The 23,666-nt window shown below is 40.1% G+C and carries 18 protein-coding genes; 12 read left to right on the top strand and 6 right to left on the bottom strand.

The genetic code is table 11. The features are described from left to right. The first annotated feature begins 89 nt into the window (after positions 1-89). From ABTV71_RS14880 to ABTV71_RS14870, 3 genes are read left to right on the top strand one after another with little or no spacing between them, the layout of a single operon-like run. Positions 90-4,421 carry a CusA/CzcA family heavy metal efflux RND transporter gene (locus ABTV71_RS14880; protein ID WP_433900067.1) on the top strand — a complete coding sequence of 1,444 codons (4,332 nt, stop codon included), beginning with the start codon at positions 90-92 and terminating at the stop codon, positions 4,419-4,421. Between the two features lie 7 nt (positions 4,422-4,428). After that, positions 4,429-5,739 (top strand): efflux RND transporter periplasmic adaptor subunit, encoded by a 1,311-nt coding sequence (locus tag ABTV71_RS14875; protein WP_433900066.1) that lies wholly within the window; start codon positions 4,429-4,431, stop codon positions 5,737-5,739. Between the two features lie 38 nt (positions 5,740-5,777). Next, the gene (locus ABTV71_RS14870; protein WP_433900065.1) at positions 5,778-7,808 is read left to right on the top strand and encodes a heavy metal translocating P-type ATPase; all 2,031 of its coding nucleotides are present in this window, start codon (positions 5,778-5,780) and stop codon (positions 7,806-7,808) included. Positions 7,809-8,346: 538 nt separating this feature from the next. Here the strand turns inward: ABTV71_RS14870 and ABTV71_RS14865 are convergent. Beyond that, entirely contained in the window at positions 8,347-8,628 is a 282-nt protein-coding gene (locus ABTV71_RS14865) for a hypothetical protein (RefSeq protein WP_433900064.1), read from the bottom strand. Between the two features lie 123 nt (positions 8,629-8,751). Between ABTV71_RS14865 and ABTV71_RS14860 the strand changes: the two genes are divergently transcribed. Then, positions 8,752-9,474, top strand: a complete 723-nt coding sequence (locus ABTV71_RS14860; RefSeq protein ID WP_433900063.1) for an SDR family NAD(P)-dependent oxidoreductase — start codon at positions 8,752-8,754, stop codon at positions 9,472-9,474. Between the two features lie 35 nt (positions 9,475-9,509). Here the strand turns inward: ABTV71_RS14860 and ABTV71_RS14855 are convergent, their stop codons facing one another. The 5 genes from ABTV71_RS14855 to ABTV71_RS14835 all read right to left on the bottom strand — a co-directional run bounded on the left by ABTV71_RS14855 (position 9,510) and on the right by ABTV71_RS14835 (position 13,745). After that, positions 9,510-9,839 (bottom strand): DMT family transporter, encoded by a 330-nt coding sequence (locus ABTV71_RS14855; protein WP_121126094.1) that lies wholly within the window; start codon positions 9,837-9,839, stop codon positions 9,510-9,512. A gap of 100 nt (positions 9,840-9,939) precedes the next feature. Next, complete coding sequence (locus ABTV71_RS14850) at positions 9,940-11,235, bottom strand: DUF389 domain-containing protein (RefSeq protein WP_121126093.1); 1,296 nt, start codon at positions 11,233-11,235, stop codon at positions 9,940-9,942. Between the two features lie 141 nt (positions 11,236-11,376). After that, positions 11,377-12,612: a TCR/Tet family MFS transporter gene (locus ABTV71_RS14845; protein WP_220700138.1), complete on the bottom strand. Its 1,236-nt coding sequence runs from the start codon at positions 12,610-12,612 to the stop codon at positions 11,377-11,379. A 165-nt stretch (positions 12,613-12,777) separates the two neighbouring features. Further along, positions 12,778-13,245, bottom strand: a complete 468-nt coding sequence (locus tag ABTV71_RS14840) for an OsmC family protein (protein WP_433900062.1) — start codon at positions 13,243-13,245, stop codon at positions 12,778-12,780. A gap of 47 nt (positions 13,246-13,292) precedes the next feature. Continuing rightward, positions 13,293-13,745: a DinB family protein gene (locus ABTV71_RS14835; RefSeq protein ID WP_121126091.1), complete on the bottom strand. Its 453-nt coding sequence runs from the start codon at positions 13,743-13,745 to the stop codon at positions 13,293-13,295. 73 nt (positions 13,746-13,818) lie between these two features. On the opposite strand from ABTV71_RS14835, the gene ABTV71_RS14830 reads away from it, so the two are divergent. The 8 genes from ABTV71_RS14830 to ABTV71_RS14795 all read left to right on the top strand — a co-directional run bounded on the left by ABTV71_RS14830 (position 13,819) and on the right by ABTV71_RS14795 (position 23,162). Continuing rightward, entirely contained in the window at positions 13,819-15,069 is a 1,251-nt protein-coding gene (locus ABTV71_RS14830; protein ID WP_433900061.1) for an FtsX-like permease family protein, read from the top strand. A gap of 31 nt (positions 15,070-15,100) precedes the next feature. Further along, complete coding sequence (locus ABTV71_RS14825) at positions 15,101-15,475, top strand: ABC transporter permease (protein WP_433900060.1); 375 nt, start codon at positions 15,101-15,103, stop codon at positions 15,473-15,475. A gap of 122 nt (positions 15,476-15,597) precedes the next feature. Further along, entirely contained in the window at positions 15,598-16,173 is a 576-nt protein-coding gene (locus ABTV71_RS14820; RefSeq protein WP_433900059.1) for a hypothetical protein, read from the top strand. A gap of 71 nt (positions 16,174-16,244) precedes the next feature. Continuing rightward, positions 16,245-17,393, top strand: coding sequence for a redoxin domain-containing protein (locus ABTV71_RS14815; RefSeq protein ID WP_433900058.1), 1,149 nt, complete (start codon positions 16,245-16,247; stop codon positions 17,391-17,393). A 240-nt stretch (positions 17,394-17,633) separates the two neighbouring features. Beyond that, a complete protein-coding gene (locus ABTV71_RS14810) occupies positions 17,634-18,284 on the top strand; it encodes a DedA family protein (protein WP_433900057.1) in 651 nt (216 codons plus the stop codon). Positions 18,285-19,296: 1,012 nt separating this feature from the next. Next, complete coding sequence (locus ABTV71_RS14805; RefSeq protein ID WP_121126086.1) at positions 19,297-20,571, top strand: aminotransferase class I/II-fold pyridoxal phosphate-dependent enzyme; 1,275 nt, start codon at positions 19,297-19,299, stop codon at positions 20,569-20,571. Between the two features lie 85 nt (positions 20,572-20,656). Beyond that, positions 20,657-21,322, top strand: coding sequence for a TetR/AcrR family transcriptional regulator (locus tag ABTV71_RS14800; RefSeq protein ID WP_433900056.1), 666 nt, complete (start codon positions 20,657-20,659; stop codon positions 21,320-21,322). 655 nt (positions 21,323-21,977) lie between these two features. Further along, positions 21,978-23,162 carry a metallophosphoesterase gene (locus tag ABTV71_RS14795; protein ID WP_433900055.1) on the top strand — a complete coding sequence of 395 codons (1,185 nt, stop codon included), beginning with the start codon at positions 21,978-21,980 and terminating at the stop codon, positions 23,160-23,162. Positions 23,163-23,666 lie beyond the last annotated feature (504 nt).

The raw sequence follows: 23,666 nt of genomic DNA, 5'->3' as shown, positions 1-23,666 counted from the left end.
AACTAGCCGTAGGAGTTAACTGTAGCATACTGCTACATGGAAATAGGATATTCTATATATCTATTATTTAAGCATTAATCAAGCATATTGTGTTAGATAGTATAATTAAATTTAGCATCAAGAATAAGATCATTATCGCGTTAATGACCTTGTTACTTATTATATGGGGTGGCTGGAGTGCGACAAAGCTGCCCATAGACGCCGTTCCCGACATTACCAATAATCAAGTACAAATTTTTACTTCCTGCCCTACCTTGGCAGGTCAGGAAGTCGAACAATTGGTTACTTTTCCGATTGAACAAAGTATCGCTACGGTACCGAAGATCGAGGAAATCAGAAGTATATCACGTTTTGGACTTTCTGTCATTACTGTCGTTTTTGAGGAAGATGTGGACATCTACTTTGCGCGGCAGCTGATCAGCGAACGTTTAAAAGAAGCCGTTGACCAAATTCCCCGAGGTATTGGCAAACCGGAGCTGGCACCTGTTAGTACGGGCTTAGGAGAGGTGTACCAATATATAATCCACCCCAAGAAAGGAAGTGAAAGCAAATATAATGCAAAGGACCTCCGGACAATGCAGGATTGGATCGTGGCTCGTCAGCTTTATGGTACCCCCGGTATTGCTGAGGTTAATAGTTTTGGAGGTGAATTGAAACAATATGAAGTTGCTGTTGATCCTAATCGCCTTAAAGCAATGAATATCACCATACCGGAGATTTTTGCCGCACTCGAGAAGAACAACCAAAATACCGGTGGTGCTTATATCGACAAAAAGCCAAATGCCTATTTCATTCGCGGCATCGGGCTGGCGACATCTTTGGAAGATGTAAAAAATATCGCCATCAAAAAATCTGGTACCGTTCCGATTTACGTCAAAGATGTGGCGGATGTACGTTTTGGACATGCGGTCAGATACGGCGCTCTAACCTATAATGGCCAAGTAGATGCCGTGGGCGGTGTGGTAATGATGCTAAAGGGTGAAAATAGCAATGAAGTTGTCAAACGTGTAAAGGAGAAACTACCAACTATCCAAAAATCCCTGCCTAATGATGTGGTCATTGAACCCTATCTGGACCGTACAGATCTGGTCGACCGGGCAATAGGCACCGTCGAAAAGAACCTCATAGAGGGAGCACTGATCGTTATCTTTGTATTGGTGTTATTTTTGGGTAATCTCCGGGCAGGCCTCATCGTTGCCTCAGCCATTCCTTTATCGCTGCTCTTTGCATTGGGACTGATGAATGTGTTTGGCGTAAGTGCCAATTTAATGAGCTTGGGCGCCATAGACTTTGGGCTTATTGTCGATGGTGCGGTCATTATTGTAGAAGCGACGCTCCATCACCTTGGGCTACGCAAGTCTACCGAAAAGCTTACACAGACCGAAATGGACAACGAAGTGTTTGAATCGGCTTCAAAAATAAGGACCAGCGCCGCTTTCGGCGAGATTATTATCCTGATCGTTTATATCCCAATATTGACATTAGTGGGTGTGGAGGGAAAGATGTTCCGTCCGATGGCACAGACAGTGGGTTTCGCGATATTTGGAGCACTGATCCTTTCGCTGACCTACATTCCAATGATGTGTGCCCTGTTTCTGCCAAAAAAGCATCATGACAAGAAGACTTTCAGTGATCACCTGATCGAAAAACTTCAAGGTATCTATGCTCCGTTGTTGCAGAAAGCAATCCGCTTTAAATATCTCATTGTCGGTTTGACGATTGCCTTCTTTGCCTTATCGGTTTTCTTCTTTAAAAACATGGGTGGAGAGTTTATCCCGCAACTACAGGAAGGGGATTATGCCTTTCACTGTATATTGCCCCAAGGGAGCTCGCTTTCACAAAGTATTGAAACTTCGATGCAAGCATCCCGGATCATTAAGGAGTTTGAAGAAGTAAAAATGGTTGTGGGCAAAACGGGAGCTGCCGAGGTACCGACAGACCCAATGCCACCAGAAGCTACAGATCTGATGGTGGTTCTCAAACCACAGAAAGAATGGACATCCGGGCGGAGCTATAGCGAACTTGGAGCAGCTATCCTCGAGAAACTGGAGGTAATACCGGGCGTTTTCTTTGAAAAGAACCAACCTATTCAGATGCGTTTCAATGAGCTGATGACTGGAATCCGCCAGGATGTGGCCGTAAAGATCTTCGGCGAAAATATTGACTCGCTGGCTTCCTACGCCAATATCGTCGCCACACAGATTCAATCCGTTAAAGGAGCTACTTCTCCTCAGGTGGAGCGGGTGTCAGGACTTCCCCAGATCAATATTGTCTATGACCGTACACGTATTGCCAATTATGGACTGACTATTCAGGACGTAAATGATGTGGTAAGCACGGCTTTTGCAGGCAAAAGCACTGGGCAGATCTATGAAAACGAACGACGTTTTGATCTTGTCGTGCGCCTGGATACAACACATCGTAATAGTATAGACGATGTACGCAATCTGATGATCCCAACAGACACCGGCATCCAGATTCCACTCTCACAGGTAGCAGCGATTGATTACAAGCTTGGTCCTGCTCAGATCAGCAGGGAGGCCGGTAAAAGAAGGATCGTCATCGGCTTTAACGTCGCCGGAAGAGATGTTGAAAGTGTGGTCAAGGATATTCAGCAACAGCTGTCAACAAAGGTTAAACTACCGGCAGGCTATTACTTCACCTATGGAGGTCAGTTTGAAAACTTACAGAAAGCAAGTGCACGTCTAATGATTGCGGTACCGGTTTCGTTATTGCTGATCTTTATGTTACTCTATTTCACATTTCATTCGTTTAAGCAAGCAACCCTGATCTTTACCGCCATCCCGATGAGTGCAATTGGCGGTGTTTTTGCGCTGATGTTGCGTGGCATGCCCTTTAGTATCAGTGCCGGAATTGGTTTCATCGCCCTATTTGGCGTTGCCGTACTGAATGGCATTGTTCTGATCGGTACCTTTAATCAATTGAAGAAAGATGGCATGGACGACATTTTGCAGCGCGTTAAAGAGGGGACACTCACCCGGTTACGTCCTGTACTGATGACGGCCACCGTCGCATCATTAGGCTTTCTACCGATGGCGATCAGCACAAGTGCCGGTGCGGAGGTGCAAAAACCACTGGCTACTGTCGTTATCGGCGGACTGGTTACAGCAACCTTCTTAACCCTATTTGTACTACCGCTATTATATATCATTTTTAATTCAAAAAGGAATATGAAAAAAGGAAATGCGGGCAAAGCTATTGCAACAATCTTGGTCTTCCTATTTTCTGTATCTGGATTTAAGGCCTTTTCACAGGAACGGATCGGAATAGATCAGGCGATCGCTACCGCATTAAAAAACAACCGCCAATTTCAGGTCAATGAGGCCGAAATAACCGGAGCGACCTACACGGTCAAAACTGCCAATGAGATCCCAAAAACGGGTGTTTTTGTGGAGAATGAAGATTACCGACCCAGCGATAAGACAGGGATCATGAAAATCGGTATTACGCAAAGCATTCCATGGCCGGGACTCTATTCGGCACGAAAGGCATATTTTATGCAACAGCTAAAATATGCCAATCTGAATACCGAAGTACTCAATGCGAATATCAAGAAAGATGTGCGCACAGCATATTATCAGCTCTGGTATCTTCAAGATAGACAGAAGCTCTATGTGGAGTTGGACAGTATCTATTCAGCGATGTTCAAGGCGACCGAGCTTCGTTTTAAAACCGGCGATGTTGCCGCCTTGGATAAAATAGCTGCAGAAGCGAAATTAAAGGAACTACAGGCGCAGCTGTTGCAGAATAAAAAGGATATGCTGGTTCAACAACAACAACTGATGATGCTCCTTAACCGCAACGACTGGCTATTGCCTATCGAGCAATCACTGGAAAAGATACAAATGGACGTGGATGTACAAAATCCATCGGTTGATGCCTCACATCCTGTTTTAGCTTTGCAACAACAGAATGTCAATATTGCATCCTCCAATATTGCGGTACAGAAAAATACAAATAAGCCTGAATTTTCGGGCAGATTCTTTTCGCAGCGTCTTTGGGGGGCAAAGGATCCTTTTACGGGATTCTCGGTATCGGCATCATTTCCTATATTTGGCCTGGCTGCTTATAAAAACAAAGTGAAAGCTGCAAACGCGGAAATGGAGGCGCAACAAAGGCAACTGGAATATGATACACAAGTTTTTCACACGAATAAGGTGAATGCATTGGCTGATATTGAGAAAAATGCTGCTCTATTGCAGTTCTATGAGTCCGCAGGACTCAAGCAAGCTGATGCCATCATCAAAGCCGCAAGCCTTGGCTACAGAACCGGTGAAATAAGTTTTGCGGAGATGAGCCAGTTCTTAAGTCAGGCGATCGGGATCAGACAGAACTATTTAGATGTGCTCAATCAATATAATCAATCAGCAATCCAATACAATTACTTCAATAATAAATAAGTCAACCATGAGAGTTATCATAAAAATATTCTTTGCACTAGCGATTACAACAGTTTTATATAGCTGCGGACCAGATTCAAAAGGTACTGGCGATGCCAAGAAGGAGGAAGGGAAAGGTGCTGCCGAAGAAAGCCATGAAGAAGGGCCCGTGACGGTAGCGGCGCTGAGCGAGCAACAGATCAAAGCCGTGGGAATTGTCTTCGGAAACATTGAGGAAAAAGAATTGACAGCGACCATCAAAGCCAATGGGGTACTCAGTGTGCCCAATAACAATAAGGCCAATGCAACCACCCTATACGGAGGAGTCATCAAAACCTTAAATGTGCAGTTGGGCGACAATGTACGTAAAGGGCAGGTGATAGCAACCATTACAAATCCGCAATTTATTCAGCTTCAGGAAGAGTATATTGCTTTGGGCAGTAAAATCACACTTGCGGAACAAGAAATGGCGAGACAGCAGGAACTCAATGAAGGCAATGCCGGAGCGAGAAAGAACTTACAATCGGCGACAGCGGAGTTTAATAGTCTTCGCGCCAGAAAGGCATCCCTGCAACAGCAGATTCAGTTAATGGGCATCAATCCAAACAGTGTCAATCTGTCGAACCTGCGCTCATCACTTGTGGTTACAAGTCCAATTAATGGCACTGTGAGCAATGTTTTCGCCAAGATAGGTAGTTATGTAGATGTTTCATCTCCGGTCATTGAAATTGTAGACAACAGTCTCTTACATCTTGACTTACAAGTCTTTGAAAAGGACCTTCCGATGATCAAAATCGGACAGATCATTAATTTTCAGCTGACAAATAATCCGGATAAAACCTATGCGGCTAAAGTCTTTACGATCGGATCTTCTTTTGAGAATGACAGCAAAACAATTGCCGTGCATAGCACTGTAATCGGCAGTAAGATTGGTCTGATAGACGGAATGAACGTTACCGGAATGATCGGAATAAATAATGTAACGACTCCAGCTGTTCCAAATGACGCGATAGTAGAGGCTGATGGTAAGTTCTATATTTTCGTAGAGACAGACAAGCAGCCCGAAGAACATGAAGAAGGGCACGACGATCATGGTCATGCGCATGATGAGGGTGAGGCAAAACATGAACATAAAAATGAACAGGAAGCCGCTAAGCATGCCACAGATCAGGGCAAAAATATAAATTTTGAAAAAATTGAAGTTCAAAAAGGTGTCTCGGCAATGGGGTATACAGCGATTACGCCTGTACAGGAAATCCCTGCTCAGACCAGAATTGTTGTGAAAAGCGCATTTTTTATCAATGCCAAGATGAGCAATACAGGTGGACATGAACATTAACTATTGGCGTTTTTTAACGCATAAAAACATGGTAAGTTATGGAACACAAACATATTTATGATGCAAAAGGCAAACAGCTTTGTTGTACACAGACCGAAAAAATTTATAATCAGGCAGGCGCGCAACGTTTAATACAGGAAGCGCCTGCACAGGATCACTTCCATAGCCATAACGACGATGATGGCCATGATCATGCTGCAGTAGAAGGGAGTAAATTGCAACTCTTTCTACCTGCAATTATTTCATTTGTATTGCTCATGGCAGCTATCGCAATGGACAACTGGGTGCCTCAGAGCTGGTTCAAGGACTGGGTCCGGGTATGTTGGTATGTGGTTGCATATATTCCTGTTGGATTTCCCGTAATTAAAGATGCGCTGAAAAGCATCAGCAAAGATGAAATATTCTCCGAATTTTTACTGATGAGTATTGCTACCCTGGGCGCATTTGCGATCAAAGAATTCCCCGAAGGGGTTGCCGTGATGCTTTTCTACGCAGTAGGTGAGGTGTTTCAGACGCTGGCCGTAAGTCGAGCCAAGAGCAATATTAAGGCGCTCCTAGACCAGCGTCCGGACGAGGTGACCATCGTAGAAGCAAACAATAGTCGGGTCATCAAAGCTGAAACAGCGGCAATTGGTGATATTATTCAGCTGAAACCCGGAGAGAAACTTGGTTTGGACGGTGAGCTGATCTCGGATACTGCTTCGTTCAATACAGCCGCATTAACCGGAGAAAGCAAACCGGATACAAAAACCAAAGGAGAAATTGTGCTGGCCGGAATGATCAACATGAACACGGTAAGCCTGGTGAAAGTGACAACCGCTTACAAAGACAGTAAATTGAGTAAAATATTGGAGCTGGTTCAGAATGCAACCTCACAAAAAGCGCCTACGGAACTTTTTATCCGAAAATTTGCGAAAGTATACACCCCCATTGTCGTGCTTTTGGCAATAGCGATCTGTCTTGTCCCTTACTTTTTTGTTGTACAATATGTATTTAATGACTGGCTGTACCGCGCACTAGTATTTCTTGTGATTTCCTGCCCCTGCGCTTTGGTGATTTCCATACCACTTGGTTATTTTGGAGGAATCGGTGCAGCAAGCAGAAATGGCATTCTATTCAAAGGCAGTAACTTTTTGGATGCAATGGCCAAGATTCAGCATGTCGTCATGGATAAGACAGGCACAATGACCGAAGGGGTTTTCAAGGTGCAAGAAGTTCGTTTAGAACCGGGGGTTGATGAAACGGTCATACTCAAATTGGTCAATAAGATTGAAAGTCGCAGCAGTCATCCTGTCGCAACAGCAATCAGGGAATATGTCGGCGAACCAGATGAATCACTAAACCTGATTGACGTGGAGGAAATAACGGGGCATGGATTAAAAGGAACTACAGATGGAAAAGTACTTTTGGTCGGTAACTTTAAGCTTCTGGACAAGTTTAATATTGCTTATCACATAGATCCCAATAGTATTGTCTACACGACAATAGCCATAGCGCTCGATAATCGTTTTATGGGCTTCATAACAATTGCGGATAGTATTAAAGAAGATGCCGCGATGACCATACGACTTTTACATAAATCAGGCGTACAAGCGACTATGCTGAGCGGAGATAAGAGCACGGTCGTAGCTTATGTTGCAAAGGAGCTCGGTATAGACAAAGCCTTTGGAGATCTCCTGCCGGAAGATAAGGTTGACAAAGTCAAAGAAATAAAGGCATCGAACGAAAGTATTGCTTTTGTCGGTGACGGTATTAATGATGCGCCAGTAGTTGCTTTGAGCGACGTTGGAATTGCTATGGGCGGATTGGGAAGCGATGCAACGATCGAAACTGCTGATGTGGTGATACAGGACGACAAACCATCTAAGATACCAATGGCAATCAATATTGGTAAACAGACCAAAAAAGTAGTTTATCAAAATATAGGATTGGCATTTGTGGTCAAAGGGGTGATTTTGATCCTTGGCGCCGGAGGATTGGCAACGATGTGGGAAGCGGTGTTTGCAGATGTTGGTGTTTCTCTTATTGCCATACTGAACGCCATCCGCATCCAGAAGATGAAGTTCTAATTCAATTTTTATTTATGATGTGCTTACCCTTCAAGTTGAAATATTGGAAGGGTAGGCATAATAGGTTTGTAATAAATACTATAATGTTTTTAATAAACTGTTTATACACTAATTTCTTTTAAAAGAGCTAATGGTCGGCTATGATTCGGGTATCTTATAGGATTTGGTCGAGCCTGCGTGTAGCTTTCTTCTTACCTACTTCGTACTGTGTCCACCATGCGTCCGACGTGAGTCCGTGTTAAACACGGTATCACAGTGGTATGAAGCTGTACTCATTGTGGTCTTATGTCGACTGAGGGGCGAAGAAGGGCATATTCTGTCTCAAATCAGGTCCGAACTTATATCGAATAATGGATAAGACACGGACATCGTTCCGGAAAGCTAAAAGTATAGTATGTTAATCAATTAAAATGTATAATATATAAATATAATCGTATAAATATTAAATACATTAAAACTGAAATATTTAAACTTATCCATATATAAGTATAGATTTTATATATTTTTAGAAGATTGTTGAATTGGAAAGAGCTGACGTTTATTTCGCCACGAGTTTTTCATAGAGCGGCCAGAGCTCCGCGAGGTCATCATCTGATTGTGCTTCTGGGTAGTGTTCATCATGGAGATTGCGGATTTCGACACCCTGTCCCTGATCATTTACCACAACGGCGGCTCGAAGTTCGTCGGTTCCATCATAATAAATGCCCACACCAACAAGCTCGCCATTAAGAATAATTTCACTGACAATATACTTTCTTGCAGCCTTACCTTTATGGGTACCACTTGAAATCGTGTTTCCTTTGTTATAATGTCTTTCCATAAACATAGAACACCGAAAATATCAATTTGTTGTTTCTTATAGCTTTTTTCTGCTTTCGTGTGATCGAAAATAATTCGGAATATTCCATAGGAAAGAGGGTTCTTACCTTATATTTGTAATACAATGGAAAAGAAAACATATCTTATTTTTGGCATTAGTAAGGGATTGGGAAGGGCAATCACACTGCAGCTTCCAGATCCGTCTGATGTTGTATTTGGAGTGTCCAGAAGTGAACCCGATTATTTGGAAGACAACGCAAATGTGTATTGGGTGCCGGCTGATCTATCCAACCCTGTGGAGGCTGCTAAGGTAATCAAAGACAGGATAAAAAATACGAAAATTGACTATTTTATCTATAATGTCGGTATTTGGGAGAATAACGCTTTTAGTGACGAGTATGATTTTGCGTCTTCTCCGGTAGAGGAGATTAGCGGCCTGATCAATACCAACGTTACTTCATGTATTTTAAATATTCAATCAGCATTGGATAATTTGAAGCAGGCCGATAATGCCAAAATTATTTTGATCGGTTCAACGTGGGGGCTTGACAACCACAATGGAAGGGAAGTTGCGTTTTCAGCAACAAAATTTGCGCTACGGGGTGTGGTTCATGCATTGAGAGAACAACTTCGACCCGATCAGATTGCAGTATCTATATTGAATCTTGGTTATCTGGCCACAGCGCCTGATAACGAGAATAATCTGGGAATGACCACTCAGGAAACAAATGACGATCTTATACCATTATCGGATGTCATTCAGGCGTTAAGATTTATTATCTCGACATCAAAAGCAAGTTGTGTGAAAGAGATTCATATGCCGGCAATGAATGACAGGAATGTTTAATAATCCGAATGCAGGACATGTGGATCCCTATTGTTCTAATGGCCAGTTACAAACTTTAATCCAAGAATAGAAGCGATTAGCGTACCGATAAAGAATAGACGCCAGAAGCTTACGGGATCTTTAAATACAAGGATTCCTATAATGACTGTGCCGACAGCTCCGATACCCGTCCATATTGCATAAGCGGTTCCTAAGGGAAGTCCTTGTACGGATTTGATCAATAAAACCATACTAATGGCTAGGCATAACGTAAATGTTCCATACCAGACATAGATAGCATTTCCTGTGGCTTCCTTTACTTTGCCCAGACTGTAAGTGTAGCCAACCTCAAACAATCCGGCGATGATCAAAATTATCCAGTTCATATCTTGTTCTTTTAGACAAAGATCCGAATCACGGACGTACTAACATTTTACAAATGTTAAAAAAACAGCAGTACTGATCATTGTGAAATTCTTTTGGATTCTATTTGATCCTGCGATCTATAAGCTCAAGGCTATCTTTTGGAAAGTGGTTTTTTAACCAAAGGCGTAATTTGATCTGTTGCGATTCAGCTAGAGGATCTTTTGACGAATAGATAAAGGCAATGAGATTCGCAAGGCTATCCTTTTTTGCATAATATTGTTGTTGTCCTATGCTATACGACTGTAGCTCTGGAAAAAGCACCAATAGATCCTGGTCCAATTGCGGACTTGCGACCTGATACCTGGCAAGTTCATTATTCAGTGCCCGAATCGTTAAATCCTTATCATTAACGGCAGCGCTTCGTTTATCAATTTCACTTAGAATCGTTGTCTTTAAGTCGAAGCTATCCTGACGGATGACCAGATCGGTATGTTCGATTCCAAATGACACCATGGATTTTTTCAAGGTGGCAATTTCTTGGTCACTAAATTTCTTCGCTAAAAAAGCTAGCTCTAAACGCTTTGGCTTGGTAAACAATTTTTCGTAGACCACTGTATAGCCCTTATCGCTAAACTGTTGCTGAACAAATTGTTTAACCTTGTTTGTATATTTCTTTTCTTGCAGGAGATTATATGCGAAATATAAACTTGGGACAACCAAGGCTAGAGTAATCAGCGTGATGCTTTGACTTATCCTTTTTTCTCTTCTTGGATCAACATAATGTTTCTTGGGATATCTCAGGTATTTTACGATCGTAAATGTAGCTATACAGATAAATACACAATTGATGATATACAAAAATAAAGCTCCTGCAAAATAACTCAGGTTTCCAATAGCCAGCCCATAACCCGCAGTACAGAGTGGCGGCATTAGGGCTGTAGCAATAGCCACTCCCGGTATGGGATTCCCTTTATCCACACGAGTTATGGCGATAACGCCTACTAGCCCTCCAAAAAGCGCAATAAGTACATCATAGATATTGGGTGAGGTACGGGCGAGCAGTTCGGATTGTGCCTCTTTAAATGGGCTCAGGAGAAAGTAAAAATAGGACACAATCAAACTAATCAATGTTGCGATCAACAAATTTTTTATTGACTTCTTTAACAATTGAAAATCAAATGTTCCAAGTGCAAATCCTGCCCCCACAATTGGCCCCATCAACGGGGATATCAACATGGCACCAATAATGACCGCCGTTGAATTCACATTGAGGCCAACTGAGGCAATAACAATGGCACAGGCCAAAATCCATGCATTGGCTCCGCGGAATGAAATATTGTTGATGACATTATCAAGCACAGCCTCTTTACGCTCTTCGCCCGGATGTAAATCAAAAAATCGAATTATTTTATTCATATGGATCGTTTTTTCCTATACGAATATACACAAGAGAAATCATTATTCTTAAAAGAGCAATTTTACTAACTTAGAATAATAAATAAGTAGTGTTACATATAGGATGAACTTGGCACTCTCGTGGTAAAATGTCTTTGCGGCTTAACCTCCAAGCCGCTCCTTAGTCTTACGTCTAAAAGCTGAATACACAATAATCACACTAATAGTCATTAAAACAAACGCCAGAAAAAACGGGGCTCCGGAGAATTTAAAGGGTGCCTTATCGTGTGTAAAATAGTAAAACAAATTGGTCATCATCGGCGGACCTATAATGGATGTTGCACTCATTAAACTGGTTAATGCACCTTGAAGTTCTCCTTGTTCATTTGACGGAACATTTTTGGTAATTACAGACTGTAGTGCCGGACCACAAATCCCGCCCAGGCAGTAGGGGATCAGAAAGACAAACATCATCCAGCCCTGACTGGCAAATGCGAACAGCAATAGCCCTAAGGCGTAAAATATCAATCCATAATAAATGCTTTTTTGTTCACCAAGTTTTGGTGTTGTCCAGCGTATCAGAACGCCCTGGACCAAGCCTATCAATAGACCAATAACACCAAGAGAGAGACCGACCATTCTTTCTGTCCAGTCAAATTTATACATGGTAAAAAAGTTCCAGTTGCTTTGTACAGCATGCCCCGCAATATAGATCAATATCAAAGCTACAATCAAGCCGGAAATTTCAGGATGTTTTCCTAAGAATCGAAATGACCCGATCGGATTGGCACGCTTCCAGTCAAATGCACGCCGCTTATCTCTATCCAAGCTTTCAGGAAGAATAAAATATCCGTAAAGAAAGTTCAATAAACATAATCCCGCAGCAGCGTAAAAAGGAACTCTTGCGCCATAATGTCCGAGCAATCCACCGATTACAGGCCCAATAATAAAGCCCAATCCGAAAGCGGCCCCAATGAGTCCGAAATTTTTCGCCCGGTCTTCATCCGTAGAGATATCCGCAATATAAGCACTGGCGGTTGTAAAACTTGCCCCTGTTAACCCGGCAATCACCCGTCCTAAAAATAACCAGCCGATCGAAGGAGCAAGGGCGAGAAATATATAGTCCACCGCGAAACCGAATAAGGAAATTAAAATAATCGGTCTCCGTCCATATTTATCGCTCAGATTTCCCACCACTGGTGAAAATATAAATTGAGTGAACGCATAAGCAAAACCGAGCCAGCCACCATACTTTGCGGCCTCACTGATATCACTATGGATAAGTTCCTCAATAAGCTTGGGAACAACAGGAATGATGATACCCCATCCTGTGATGTCAATAAGTAGAGTAATAAATATAAAGCCTATGGCGGCCTTCTTTTTCGAGCTGTCAATCATGGCCTAAAAATAGAAAAAACCTGAAAAAATTCGTCTGAATTTTAAAAACTTAATTTTTGATAAACTATCAGCTCAAAAGAGAAAGTCAATTAACAAAAGATCGAACTCGATATAATCTGTTTCAGTCGTGCTGAAAAGCGAATTCTGCGAAACGGTTATTTTTTGTCAGCAGACAGAACAAACTGCATGATGTCGTACGGGAAAATTACAGGAATTGGCTATAAAACAAAGCCGATTCGCTTCATGATGTAATGATAGCGCCAAAACGATCTTTGTCGGATCAGATATACTGACCTCTGGATATAGATCAACCTGAACAAACCGACCGCTGCCATCGGGACCGGTTTCTAAAACTGCTTCAGCATTGTCCGTATAGGAAATTACTTCAATGTTATTTTTAGAACAGACATATAGATAAGACATCATATGGCAAGAGACGAGACTACTCAACAACAGATCCTCCGGATTATATAATTTCGGATCACCCTTAAAGGCCTTTGCTGCAGAAAGCTGTAAATCCGTTTTGCCCTGGATAGAAATCCGGTGACTCTTAGGATATAACTTTGCGCCTGATCCAGGTTGTTGTTGATGAAACCATCTTAAAGTAGCCTTAAAATAATGTTTAAAAGCCATGTTATGAAAATTTTGGGTATTATTAGTTTCTACTGCTGGAGTTACGATTACGTCCTAACGAAAGAGATGTAATCGGTATTGATGGGATCAAGTCCATTCCTTCGCATTTCCACAGCGATTTGTGCCCGATGATATGTACCGTGATTAAATACATGTAAAAGAATATCTCCAAAAGAGTTCTGGAACTGCTCACTCTTGGTATTGGTATAGTTTACGGTTTCCATGATCTTGCACTCATCAGCGTAGACCTTCTCTGTAAACCCCAAGGAAGCTAACTGATGATATTGTTCACAAGTTAACAGAGTATGTTCATCCCATACCCCTACAGGAGGTTTTTCGCCATTCAGCCGGTATAGCCATATCAGCTGTGCATTCATGATATGACTTAATAAGCGTAAACAGCCTGCAGGAATACGTTCAGCGTCCTGTTTCATTTTTTCGATCAGCAAATTATTCGCCCAATCGTTATATAACCATAATTGTATCAGCGGATTTGACATTATGAATTACTTAGTTTAGGCATTAAATATACACAAGAATATGTAAGTAAATACAGTTGCGCTAATTAATTTTGTGATAAGCCGGTTAGCTACAGTTGTTATTTCAAAGGCACATGCGGATGTCAAAAATGACAATTTCCTGAAGTCTATAGGAGAAACTTATCTTTATAACAGTTACAAAAATGGTATTGTTATAGGCGGACGAATAGAAATGGTAAGGATCTTTATCTGTATAGCCGCATTTATTTTACTGATTGCCTGTATCAACTTTGTCAATCTAAGCACCGCACAGAGTGAAAGAAGAGCAAAGGAGGTCGGGGTACGTAAGGTTGTGGGTGCACAGAGAATGTCTCTGGTCTGGCAATTTTTAACGGAATCAATCGCGCTGGTATCGGTGTCTGCTATTATCGCCATCTTGATCGTCATCCTATTATTGCCGAGTTTTAGCGATCTAATAGGGCGAAAACTAACGCTTCCGCTCAATCAGATCAAATTCCTGACTACCGGAGTTGTATTTATTTTTTTAACTGGTTTGCTGGCTGGGGGATATCCAGCATTCTTTCTTTCCGCTTTTCATCCCGTCCGTGTACTAAAAGGTAGGTTTATCTATATCAAACAAAGGATAAGCCCACGAAAAGTACTTGTTGTCTCCCAATTTGTCATCGCTGTCGTGATGATCATCAGTACGCTGGTTATCCGGCAACAAATTCAGCATGCTCAAAATCGTGATGTGGGTTTTAAAAAAGATAATTTGGTCTATGTAGTGGAGATAGGGGCCATTGCGAAAAATATAGCATTAATCCGGCAAGCTTTACTTGAGCAAGGAATTGCGACTTCCGTAACCAGGACTATGTCACCAATGACAGAGAGGTGGAGTGGGTGGAGCGGCGCATCCTGGGAAGGAAAAGACCCCAATAGCATCATTCCGTTTAATCGACAGTCAGCTGATGACAGATTGATCGAAACCACAAGCCTCGAACTAATCAAAGGACGTGATTTTGATCTTCGACGTTTTCCTACGGATTCGATGGCCGCTATAATCAATGAAACAGCTGCAAAGGTTATGAAACTTAAGCAGCCGATCGGCAGCTATATCGTGGACGGAGACAAGAAGTATACAATTATCGCTATTGTCAAAGATTTTATTCAAGAATCACCATTTAACCCAATTACACCAACAGTTATAGAGGGTGCGGTTGTTCATATTAAATTCAATACCTTATTAACGACGGCAGATGCGCTAAGCAAGACAGCTAAAATATTCAAAGAGTACAATCCTGATTATCCCTTCGAATATCATTTTTTTAGATGGGGAGTATGCTAAAAAATTTCATGAAATACAACGGACGGAGCGGTTGGCGGGTATATTTACTGCACTTACTATTTTTGTTTCTTGTCTCGGCCTGTTTGGACTAGCAGCCTATATGGTTGAAAGCAGAACAAAAGAAATCAGCATCCGTAAAATACATGGCGCATCTGTATTTTCAGTTGCCCGGATGTTATCCGGTGAATTTGTTCTATTGGTCTGTATTGCTTGCCTGCTTGCGTTTCCAATTGCTTATTGGGCTATGAATAGTTATATCCAGGAATATGCTTATCGAATTGGCCCGGGATGGGAAATCTTTGCGATGACGGGAACTTTGGCAATCGGAATTACGATATTGACTGTAGGCTATCAGTCTATACGCACTTCTCTTGCTAATCCAGTAGATTCCTTGCGGGATGAGTGATAGATGAAATGATTATCTTTACAGCTCGTTGAATCAGCATGAAAAATAAAAGAGTTTATACGATCCTAGCTTACAATATTTTATACGTTGCCATCAATCTTTTCATGTATTATTTGTTAAACATGAAAAAAACCGGATTAAGCTTCTGTGTAATTGGCACCGTGCTGATCAATGTGTATTATTTCACGAGCTGGTTTGAGGATACTAAAAAAATGAAGTTTATACAACGTTATGAAATTATTCATCAGCGTGCGTTAAGTAAAACCGTAATAAATTATAAAGTAACATTTACGGTAAGCCCAAATATATTATTTACGCTTATTTTTGGTTTGGTCATTTGCTTTTCCGCGATTGGTATATTTCGCGAGCAGTCAATTGCTGGTATTTTTGTCCTTTTTATTGGTGTAAAGTTTACTTTGATGCCATTCAAAGAGAAAACAGCAGTCAGATTGGCCCCTAACGGGATATGGACAAGCGATTATCAGTTTATCTTTATCAATGATATTCAGGAAATTTGTTTTAGGCGTTATCTTGGAAAAAATAGCTCCAAAATGAGCATGAAGATTAAAGATCCGGCATTGTATGGGATGAAGGATCCTTATCTATCCGTGCCAATTGGCGGGCAGAATCAAGTTACGCAAATGATCCCTATGGCAAAGAGGCTATTTTCCGACACACTTATACTCCAGGATATTTAGTTATTGGTCAGATTGCAATAAATTTACTATTTTTAGCAATAGATTGATTAATAGACCTAAAAAGCAGCTTAATGAAAACTCCCTTCCTATGCCTATTGCTATTATTTCCAGTTTTGGGCATCGCCCAAGATCACTACTCGATTACAGGCAAAGTAGAACAGCTGGAAGATGGCAGTAAACTTTTTCTGGTTTACAACAGTGACGGTGTTTCATATGTGGATTCAACAGAAACCAAAGCGGGACATTTTGCATTTAAGGGAAGGCTCAGCTATCCAATTTATTCCGCGCTTTACCTAAATAAAAATCCATACGTAACGAAACTGCAGCCCCGTGAAAAATTGGATTACTTTCGCTTTTACCTAGAGGCCGCTGATATTGTCATGAATGCCAAAGACTCGCTCAAAAATATCGTTTTGAGCGGATCGAAGCTGAATCTGGAAAATGAGGAATTCCAACGAATGAAAAAAGGTCTTGACGGAAAATTCGATGCGTTAAACAAAGAGTTCTCAAAACTGCCAGTTGAGCAACAGAAGGATTCTGTGCTATTCGCCCATTTTGTAGATCGGGAGAAGCTTCTTATGGATGAAAATTACAGTACCCATCTGGCATTTGCGAAGAAACACCCCAATTCATACCTCAGTGTCATTAGTTTAAGTTTTGTTGCAAGTCAGGAGAAGTTTGCCGAGGCAGTTGAGTCAGCATTTGAACGTCTTTCACCGGGTTTAAAAGAGAGTCCTCTAGGCCGGATTATTCCACTTCAGCTGGCTTCCCTCGCCAAAACAAAAATCGGGGAGATTGCCCCGGACCTCACCCTCAAAAGCCCTGGTGGGAAAACGATTAAAATTTCGGATTTTTTGGGAAAATATTTGCTCATTGATTTTTGGGCAAGTTGGTGTGGACCTTGCCGCGCGGAAAATCCCAATCTTGTAGAAGCATATAAAAAATACCATGATAATGGCTTTGAGATCCTTGGCATATCTTTAGATGATGCGGCACGCAAAGAAGCCTGGATTAAAGCGATCAAAGAAGATAAGCTGCCATGGTCCCAGGTTTCGGATTTGGGGGGGTGGGACAGCATAGCAGCAAAGCTGTACGGAATTAACTCCATTCCAGCCAGTTTTCTATTAGGTCCTGACGGTAAAATAATCGCACGAAATCTAAGAGGCGAAGATCTGCAAAATAAATTGAAAACGATCTTTACCCTACAAGCAATTAAGTAGTATCCCTATCGTATGTCAAAAATGCCAGCAAATTGCGTTTTTTTGGAACATGCTCTATTGTTCCAAAAATAAGTGTAAAAAATTGCCTGCAATTGCAGCTGATTTTCTATCTTGCGCCTTTAATTAAAGATCACATAGCTTTAGGATATTTGGGCTGTAATCCAATTTGATCGGCGCAGCGTACTTTAAATTTGGAGTGAAGGCAGATTGTTTTGTATTTGATATTATTCGATTTATTTGATGGATGTTTTTTTTGAATTTTTAAATAACCTCACAAATCCAGACTGGATTGTTAACCATGGAGGTTTATATCTGCTGTTGTTTATTATTTTTGCCGAGACAGGTATCCTCATTGGATTTTTTCTTCCTGGTGATCCGATTCTTTTCATCGCGGGGATGATTGTTTCTAACATGACAATTCCTCCATCAGAACAAATACCGACATTGCTTTATTGGATTGTACTCGTGTCATTGGCCGCAATTCTGGGTAATTTTGTTGGCTACTGGTGCGGAAAGGTCTTTGGAAAAAGAATAATGAGTATGGAAGATAGCTGGTTCTTCAAGAAAAGTTATATCTATAAAGCACAGGAGTTTTACGAAAAAAGAGGTGGTGGAGCTATTATTCTCGCGAGGTTTCTTCCTGTTGTTCGAACTTTTGCACCAATCGTTGCGGGCATCGTTGGTATGGAGTTCAAAAAATTTGTACTGTACAACGTGATTGGAGCAATTATCTGGTCAGGAAGCCTAGTTACTCTCGGTTACTTGTTAGGTGAGAATGTTTGGGTAAAAGAAAATCTGGAGCTCGTCATTATCGTTATTGTTCTGATTGCGACAGCACCGGTCATTATAAAAGCTTTTGCATCAAAAGATAAGGCAAAAATTATTCAATAAGATCTGATCAAATATCTAGTCATTCTCTAAAAAATCTAAACATCTGAAAGATTAACGCAAAATAGATATTCCCAGTAATTTGCCAAAAATATCTAAAGAAATTATTATCCATATTCTCACTAATTTCACCTGTGTTTTAAACATTTTTTCACAGAAAAGAAATATTTTGGTGTATTTTTCTTACATTTACAGCACTATTACAAAGCACCCTACAGTATACCTATCATAAATGGCTACAAATCAATAGATAAGTAGCCATTTTTCCTTCACAGCCTATAAATACCTTTACGTAAACCACATCGTCAATTACTTTAAAATATAGCATAAAGTAACAATTAGTGATTCCAAACGTTTATACCCTTCATATTTATAACAATAATTTACAATATTCCTTGTTTTGAGAAAATTTATTATTCAACACATCTAATATTTACTATTTTCTTACAGGGATGAAAAATATAATAACTATAGTTTTAAAGAAGAAATAACAGACAGCAATATTTACCACATATAGTGTCTATGACTCGAATTACACATTTTTATTATTTTTTTTAATTTTAACACATAAGGGAAATTATTTTTATATATTTGTATATCATTGAGGCGTTCTTCACTTATTCAGCTCTTATAAACTGCTAAGTGGACTTATAAGGATGTATTTGTCCTATAAAAATGTAGATATGATATGTATACTGTAGGTAGGTGTATAATATAACAGGGGTAGCTGTAGGGGCTACCCGCTGTTGTTTTTAATAACTCCTTTTTTCATACAATGACGTAACTCAACCGCCTTCTGTTGAAGTTAAAGCTTTTGTTAATATATACTTCTTTTTTGTCATTTACTAGCATAATCCCTCATTTTATATTACCAATAGCCAAGACAAGATTAACATTGTCCTATACCTTGTAAAGGTCTGTCAGGAAATTTTTATAAATGAATGTTTAATAAGATGAGTAATCTAATTTTTACTTTATATTTATAGTATTATTATGAATACCTAACAAGATATCAATGGAAATTAACCAACAAATTGATTTTGCTACAGCAAGTTTTAAAGAATTTGAAAATATTGCTGGTTTTGATATGATGGATGCTGCAAAGTATTTCGATTCTTATATAAATTACATGAAAGAAAATGAGCATCTTAACTTTAGATTTATAACTCAAGGCTGTGGGCCAACGGCTATTGTAACTTCTCCATTTTTAGCTAAACCGACTGAATGTATAAGTCTTGTATCAAACGATTACCTTAATTTTTCTCAACATCCAAAAGTGAAAGCTGCTGCAATAGCAGGAATTGAAAAATATGGCACGGGAGCGGGAGCGTCTCCGTTAATCGGAGGACATCATGAATATCATGTGGCTTTAGAACGGAAGCTGTGTGAATTTTTCAATCGTCCTGAAGGATCGAGTATTGTTTTTACAACTGGATATACTGCAAATAGCTCGACCTTACTAAGTTTATTGAAGCAAGAAGACTGCGCTATCGTTGACATGGAAGTACATGCTAGTGTATATGAAGGTTTGCCAAATACAAACGTCAAGCGATTTCCACATAATAGTATGATTCATCTTGAACGTGCATTAGCTGAGGCGCAAAGTAAATTTAGAACCAAATTGGTTATCATTGATGGCGTATATTCTCAGAACGGAGATTTAGCGAAGATGGATGAGATTCATACGTTGACAAAAAAATATGGTGCATATTTAATGGTCGATGACGCGCATGGTATAGGGGTTATGGGCGATCATGGCAGGGGCGCTATTGAAATCTACAACCTTTTGGATAAGGTAGATATTATTGCCGGTACGCTGAGTAAGGCGTTGGGTCATATTGGAGGTTTTATCGTTTCAACTCCGGAGATCATTAATTACCTTCGCTATCAATCCAGACAACAGGTATTTTCATCTACGTCAACACCGGCAAGTTTTGGTTTATTAAAAGCGATTGATCTAATTGATGAAGAGCCCTTTTGGCGCGCTAGGCTCAAAGACAATGTCACCTATTTTAAAGAAGGGCTATTGTCACTCGGTGCAGATATCGGAACCTCATCCTCTCCAATTATCCCGATAAAAATCGGTGACCCAATTCGAACCGCTCAGGTATCGCGGATGTTGTTACAAAATGGGGTCTATGCCAATTGCATTGTCTATCCCGGTGTAGCAAAAAAGGATGCCCGTATTCGTACAAGCCTGATGGCCACCCATACAAAAGAACACTTGGATAAAGTATTAAACGTACTGGAAGACATTAGCAAAGTAGTAAGTTTAAAAAAATCAAGATAAATTAATTATATAATTTTTTATTATTTATTATATTGATCTGAATCATTAATTTTAGGTATTCAGATCAATACCATATAGACAACAGATGCGTAAAACTTATAAAGGAGAGAAGAACGATAAAGAACGTACCATGAACAAACTTATCTTATCTGTAGGCCAAGTGCTTAGAGATAAAGGGTACACAGGTTTGACAATAGCAAACATTTCTAAAACTGCTGGTGTTGACAGGAAACTTATTTCACTTTATTTCGGTTCGGTTGACAATTTAGTGGAAACATACATCAGAAGTAAAGATTATTGGGTATCAGCAACTCTCGGTGCTGTTGAATACTTCGGCTCCGCACCAACGGAAGGATCAAAAGGTTTTTTGGAATCGTTGTTATTAAACCAAATGGACAGTTTTTTGGAGAATACTGAAATGCAAAAAGCAGTTCTGTGGCAAATAAGTGAAAAATCTGAAATTATGTCTCAGATTACCAGAGAACGTGAAAAGATGAGCGCTTTGTTTTTTGCATTTGCTGATCAGGAAATGAAAGATAAAAATGTTGATTTAAGGGCTATTAGTAGTATTTTAACAGCAGGAATTTATTATTTAGTACTACATTCAATAAATACGGATAGCACCTTTTGTGAAATTGAATTAAATGAAGACGGATTAAACAGAATACGCAATGCGGTTAAAACAATTCTTTCCTGGGCATACGGAGAACAGACAAAAGAAACTTCATCTGAGAACAATTCACTGAAATAAACTTTATTTCTTAAATATATTGCTATGGCACAACAGAGCAAATTACTAAGAATGCACAATATTGGTATCGTCGTAGAACCCCTCGACAAAGCCATTTTATTTTTAACGGAACTCGGCCTAAAACTTGAAGGAGGCAGTATAATCTGTCATTTCTGACCATCCGAACGGCCCAATGAATTCATTAGGTTACTTAAGAGCAATATTTATCGATTGCATATTGATAAGCGATTAAGTAGACTTGTCAAACATGGAGTTCAACTGTCGGAGAGTTTGTACAGTACGAAAATGCTTTCCGTCTTTGTTATATTCCTGGGGTGGAAGGACTATTTATAGGTTTGGCCCAGCCAGTCATCAGTAATAATAGGCAGTAGACTGCCAATGATCAATTATTTCTTATTCATACTTCCTATCATGAACATGTATCAGAAAATGACTGTCTGTATAATATCGTTTGCCCAGTTACCAAAAGGAACCGCTCTTTTTCTTATTCAAGTGCAATGGAGAGCATGTCAATCTGTCAATTATCCCATGAGCATCAGGTGATTACACAACCTATTGTCACACGGAAATCAATATCTAGTACAAGAAGACATTCATTTTCTCTCAGGCTATTTTTGGCATATCTTTCGCCCGCTTAGATTTAAACGATTCAAAAATGGCAAAGAGACTGATGTTTATATTCATGGTATTTATACTTGGTGATATTTATTTTTTTCAAGCGTTTACTAGGGTTTTTCATAGCCCCTTTCTACACTACGCGTATTGGTGTATAGATTTATTATTGCTCATTGGTGTCGCAAAGCTGATTTTTCTCCAACGACAAGGTCAGGATATTCAGCGGCAGGCAGGCGATTTAGTTACCACTTTTTTAATTGTGTTTATACCGAAGCTAGTGGCCTTGCCAATTTTATTGACTGAAGATTTACTGCGTATGGTACAGGGCTTTCCACCTCGAAATATATATCTAAGCGAATTTGTTCTTATATGTGCAGCCCTGACCTTACTTGTTATCGCTTTCGGTCTTACAAGAGGAAAGCATTTTTATCGGGTCAGGAAAGAAATCTTAAGTTTTCCGGATCTTCCAGATGCATTCGACGGATTTAAAATCACACAAATTTCAGATATTCATTCTGGCAGTTTATCGGACGTTGATGGCGTGCGCAAGGGAATAGCCTTGGCAAACGCACAAAATAGTGATCTCCTAGTGTTTACAGGAGATCTTGTTAATAACAAGGCTGCCGAGATGGAAGCATGGATTTCAGATTTTACACTTCTAAAGGCACCATTTGGTAAATTTTCGGTACTTGGGAACCACGATTACGGAGATTATACCCGATGGGATAATGCCGAATTGAAGGCATCTAATCTCGACAGATTAAAAGAAATTCATCAGGAAATGGGATTTAAGCTCTTGCTGAATGAATCTATCAAAATTGAAAATAAAGGAGCGAGCATCGCATTAATCGGTGTGGAAAACTGGGGAAAGGGTGGTTTTCATCAATACGGAGACCTCGGTAAGGCAACGTCCGCTTTACCAGCTGAATCCTTTAAAATATTGATGTCACATGATCCCTCGCATTGGGACAGGGTCACCCTGACGCATGATCAACATGTACATTTGACGCTGGCCGGACATACACACGGCATGCAATTTGGAATCGAGCTTTTTGGGTTTAAATGGAGTCCGATCCAATATTTTTATAAACAGTGGGCCGGATTATATCAAAAACAGGGTAAATATCTGTATATTAACCGTGGTTTTGGCTATCATGGACTAAAGGGCAGAATCGGAGTATGGCCAGAGATCACTGTCATTACGCTTAAAAAGTCTGTTTCTTAGTTTTTATGCTAACGGTCCCAATATCTAAAACACCTAATGTGTACTTTAACTACTCAATTTTCCTCATTGTTGATTAATTGTAATCAACAATGTCTCTTGTTCCGAAAATTAATTTTGTTATATTTCAGGGAGCTAAGCTTGGCAATGTAAGTTGTCGGGCACAAGCAAGTAATGATAACCGATTAAATCTAGCGGAAAGAAAGAACCTACGCTTGATATAATATAGACGGAATTCGTAAAGAAGATGTCATACAGATTCTAGGATGCGTGAGTTCGATAATTAATAGGATTTATAACCAATTATTTAATTTGAAATATGGCACACAAAGTAATTTCCCTCATTTAGAAGAGGGCAGGAGCGTACGCCTAAGGGCTGTATGCGTTTTGACTTTTATTGACTGACCTAATGAATCAGATATGTATCGGTATTTATACAATTCTTGCACAGGTTGTCATTAGTACTACCACACATAATACCAATAGGACAATAACTGTTGTAGTATA

Source organism: Sphingobacterium puteale, from assembly GCF_050986225.1.
In the GTDB taxonomy this organism is placed as follows: Bacteria; Bacteroidota; Bacteroidia; order Sphingobacteriales; family Sphingobacteriaceae; genus Sphingobacterium; species Sphingobacterium puteale.
Note: the sequence above shows the minus strand (reverse complement) of the source record. Positions and strands in the feature narration are given on the sequence as shown.